This window comes from Streptomyces sp. RB17 (genome assembly GCF_009604455.1).
Taxonomy (GTDB): Bacteria; Actinomycetota; Actinomycetes; order Streptomycetales; family Streptomycetaceae; genus Streptomyces.
Genome location: NZ_WEGL01000042.1, coordinates 1 through 3,496, shown reverse-complemented (window position 1 = coordinate 3,496; position 3,496 = coordinate 1). Strand labels below are relative to the sequence as shown.

At 62.0% G+C, this 3,496-nt stretch carries 4 protein-coding genes and 1 pseudogene; 1 reads left to right on the top strand and 4 read right to left on the bottom strand.

Annotated features, from left to right (window positions below; genetic code table 11):
- Both SRB17_RS45100 and SRB17_RS45095 read right to left on the bottom strand, forming a co-directional pair.
- On the bottom strand, window positions 1-195 hold a 195-nt coding region (locus SRB17_RS45100; RefSeq protein WP_153548024.1), incomplete at its 3' end, for a transposase.
- Between the two features lie 81 nt (window positions 196-276).
- Window positions 277-633: a hypothetical protein gene (locus SRB17_RS45095; protein ID WP_153548022.1), complete on the bottom strand. Its 357-nt coding sequence runs from the start codon at window positions 631-633 to the stop codon at window positions 277-279.
- 434 nt (window positions 634-1,067) lie between these two features.
- Here SRB17_RS45095 and SRB17_RS45090 point away from each other — a divergent pair, with 434 nt between their 5' ends.
- Complete coding sequence (locus tag SRB17_RS45090; protein WP_153548020.1) at window positions 1,068-1,514, top strand: LamG domain-containing protein; 447 nt, start codon at window positions 1,068-1,070, stop codon at window positions 1,512-1,514.
- Window positions 1,515-1,836: 322 nt separating this feature from the next.
- Here the strand turns inward: SRB17_RS45090 and SRB17_RS45085 are convergent.
- Both SRB17_RS45085 and SRB17_RS45080 read right to left on the bottom strand, forming a co-directional pair.
- Window positions 1,837-2,637, bottom strand: a pseudogene (locus SRB17_RS45085) (IS30 family transposase); the annotation flags it as partial.
- Window positions 2,638-2,744: 107 nt separating this feature from the next.
- A complete protein-coding gene (locus tag SRB17_RS45080) occupies window positions 2,745-3,200 on the bottom strand; it encodes a hypothetical protein (RefSeq protein ID WP_228396717.1) in 456 nt (151 codons plus the stop codon).
- Window positions 3,201-3,496 lie beyond the last annotated feature (296 nt).

The following is a 3,496-nucleotide window of genomic DNA, read 5'->3' as shown; positions in this document are numbered from 1 at the left end:
CTGACCGGAGCCGAAGCCCAGCTCCAACGGCAACTGCTGCCACGGGATCCCCGTGTAGAGCACGAACAGGATGCCCTGCAGGCACAGCCGGTCGGGCACTGGCTTGGGCCCGGGCGAGCGCTCAGGCCAGGGCGGCAGCAACGGCTCGATCATCGCCCACAACCCGTCGTCCACGACCCACGGCTTGACGCTCACGTCCTCACGAACGGCTCAATCGTCGTACCGGTTACGGCTGACCTGCACCGGCTCGCAAGATCGTGTTACGGGCTCTTAGCCTCAGAGAGATCGGAACGGTGCATACCAGTCGCGCGGCAGTCCTTCAATCGTTTCAATGATACCGATTTCGTCATTAACGATTCGAAATGACCTGAATGTGAGCGGATAATACTCGGCAGACATCGCCGGCCTTACCGTCTTTACGGTGAGTGTAGACTCTCCGGACGCCGCGACATTCAACCTGGACTCAAATCCACATTCCACCTCGGATACGATCTCGATCGCTTCGCCCAGAACCCGGGAAGTGTCCATTGTGAATCGCCACGTCGTCACCCATCCACCGTCTTGGCCCGGTTCGACATGACCCCAGACCGTCTTTCGGATCTTGGCCGCCGAGTAGTCATTTCCGCTGGTCATGGCGTCAGAATCGTCAGCCACGTCATATCTCGATTCAGTATCGGGAAGGCATCCGGATGGAATATTGTCTCATCTGGGACACCTTCACCAACGCTACGGACAGTCACGAGTCCCTGTTCAACCAGACCATCATAGGTTGCCTGTGGCAGTCGGCCAATTAGCACCGATGAAGGCGACTCCGGGTCGACCCGCAGGCCCCACTCATAGGCGGATTGAACCCCAGGATCAGACGGGCCGGAGATTTGATGGGCGTAGAAGGATCCAGGCCTGTTTAGCTTCCCACCGTTCGCATTCGCCCGAGCGAGATCTGTATTCAACCCGTTATCCCGAATGTTTTGCGCATTCTTCAACGAGGTGCCGTGCGCGAAGTCGAGAGTCGGGCAGTTCGTGTTGTGAACCAAGATCGGCGTGCCGCCCGCCACGACATAGTACGTATGCAGTTGCTGGACAACAACTCCACCTTCGTCTCCCAGTCCGACAGCGCCGGCAACGCCAACGCCTACCAGCTGTACTACTCCTCCGGCTCCCAGAAATGGGCCTTCAGCCGCCACAACGACGACACCACAAGCACTGACTTCACTGCCGTCTACGGCTCCAAAGCCACCACCGGCACATGGACCCACCTCGTCGGCGTCTACGACGGCCCGACCAACACCCTCAACCTCTACGTCAACGGGACCCTCACCGCGACCAAAACCTTCGCCGGCACCCCCTGGAACGCCACCGGCCCCGTCCAGATCGGCCGCCGCCTCTACCAAGGCACCTACGGCGAATACGCCAACGCCGACATCAGCAACGTCCAGCTCTACAACACCGCACTCCCCCCATCCGAAGTCAGCGCACTCGACTACGACCAGACCCCCTACACACAACTCAGCTAAAAACCACACCGTCGAGCCCCCGACTCCCCCAGAGTCGGGGGCTCGACCGTTCGGAGGCGCACCAGCTGCTGGACATGCTGCAGCACTCCGACAGGAGGGACCACGACTGGGGCGCGCCAAGGCCCGCCGCCTCGCCGCGGAGACTCGCAACCTGTCCCCTCACGCGACGCCTTGGGCGATCGGCCCGGCTGATGGGAATCTTTGAAAATGGCTCTGTCCGCAGTTTCGTGAATCCCCAGGTCAGCGGCAGGAACGCGGGATCGTTTCGGCAGCGTACTTCCTGCCGTGGCGAGCAAGACGGTAGAGGATGTGCTGGGCGAGTTCAACCGGTCGATGCAACATCGGGTTGTTGAAGTGAGCGTAGCTGTTCATCGAAGACTTCGGCGGGAGTCTTCCAGCCGAGGGCCTTGCGGGGCCGATTGTTGAGTGCGTACGCGACGGCTTCGAGGTCTTCGGCGGACCACCGAGACAGATCTGTGCCTTTCGGGAAGTACTGTCTCAGCAGCCCGTTGGTGTTCTCGTTCGTCGGTCGCTGCCAGGGCGAGTGCGGGTCAGCAAAGAACACCTGTGTTCCGCTCTCCACGGCGAACTGGGCGTGGCCGGAGAGCTCCTTCCCGCGGTCCCAGGTGAGGGTCTTGCGTAGTTGCTCGGGCAACTTGGTCATCGACTGCGTCAGTGCCGCGTTCATCGCGACCGCGCCGTATCCGCCGAGCGACGGCCCGTTCTTCACATACGGTTCCTCCCCCCAGCCGTCCAGCCGTGGCAGATGGACCAGGAGCGTGGACCTGCTGCTGCGCTCGACGAGCGTGCCGATCGCGGACCTACCCGTCCCAATGATCAGGTCGCCCTCCCAATGGCCGGGAACAGCGCGGTCGTCGGCCTCGGCAGGGCGTGCGCTCAAAACGACGTCAGCGGTGACGTGGCCCTGCGGCTTGTTTCGGGACCGCGCCCTTGGTTCCCGCAGCGCACGCCCCGTGCGCAGACACGTGACCAACTCGCGCTTGAGCGCGCCTCGGCCCTCGATGAACAGCGACTGGTAGATCGCCTCATGGCTGATGCGCATGGACTCATCATCAGGGAAATCGACCCGCAGCCGGCGTGCGACCTGCTCCGGACTCCATGCCGTTGACTCCGGTGGCTATGGCGCCTTCCGAGCATCCGCTTCCAGGATCGTCCGAGCTGCGGTAAAGACCCAGTACCTACATTCGTCCGAGCACTTGCTAACGCCCGTCAAGGAAGGTCCGGGTCCCGGCGTGAGCGGACTCCGACCGCCCAGGTATCCGCGTCTGGGCTCCTCCGGTAGAAGACGTTCGACTGGACCGGATCGCACAACGCAACCAGGATCTCGCCTTCCTGCAGGTCCACCACCTTCAGAAACGAGGTGCTTTTCCCGGCTCTCATGCGTGTCACCTTGAACTCAAGCCGGTGAAGGCCCGGTGACAGCTCGACAAATTTGGGCATCTTCGCGTCTCGAGTACGGGAGCAGAGCTCCACACCGTCCTCCCAGAGAGACACGATGCCCGCCTTGTGTGTCAGGCTGCGAACCGGCTCTCTGATCTCGGCGAACAGTAGAACACCCGTTCGACTTCTTCTCTGCTCCCTCCGCAAGCGCCAGCTGACCAGCAAGGGCAGTCGCTTGGACTCGTCGAGTGCTTTCACGGAAGGATGTCGACCGAAATCCGCCATGAACTAATCATCCTCCCGACGGCCGGAGTCGCCCAGGTTGCCTCCGGTAGCCGTCCCTATGACCGTGTAACCGACAGAACTCACGTTGGCGACACCGGCAATTCCGCGCATCACCATCGCGCCACCCTTGAGGAGCGTCCGTGAAAGGAGGCCGGCGCCTACTGCCTCTCTAGGGCGCGTATCGAATTCTGATCAAGGGGCGGTTCTCGTGAGGTCCTTGAGCCAGAGCATCGAGGCGCGCAGGTGGAGGCCGGCGAGGTAGCTGTCCGGGGTCTTGTCGTACCGAGTGGCGATAC

Coding starts and splice junctions, on each gene's coding strand:
- SRB17_RS45095 (WP_153548022.1), bottom strand. CDS start 633: ATGACCAGCGGAAATGACTACTCGGCGGCCAAGATCCGAAAGACGGTC.
- SRB17_RS45090 (WP_153548020.1), top strand. CDS start 1,068: ATGCAGTTGCTGGACAACAACTCCACCTTCGTCTCCCAGTCCGACAGC.
- SRB17_RS45080 (WP_228396717.1), bottom strand. CDS start 3,200: ATGGCGGATTTCGGTCGACATCCTTCCGTGAAAGCACTCGACGAGTCC.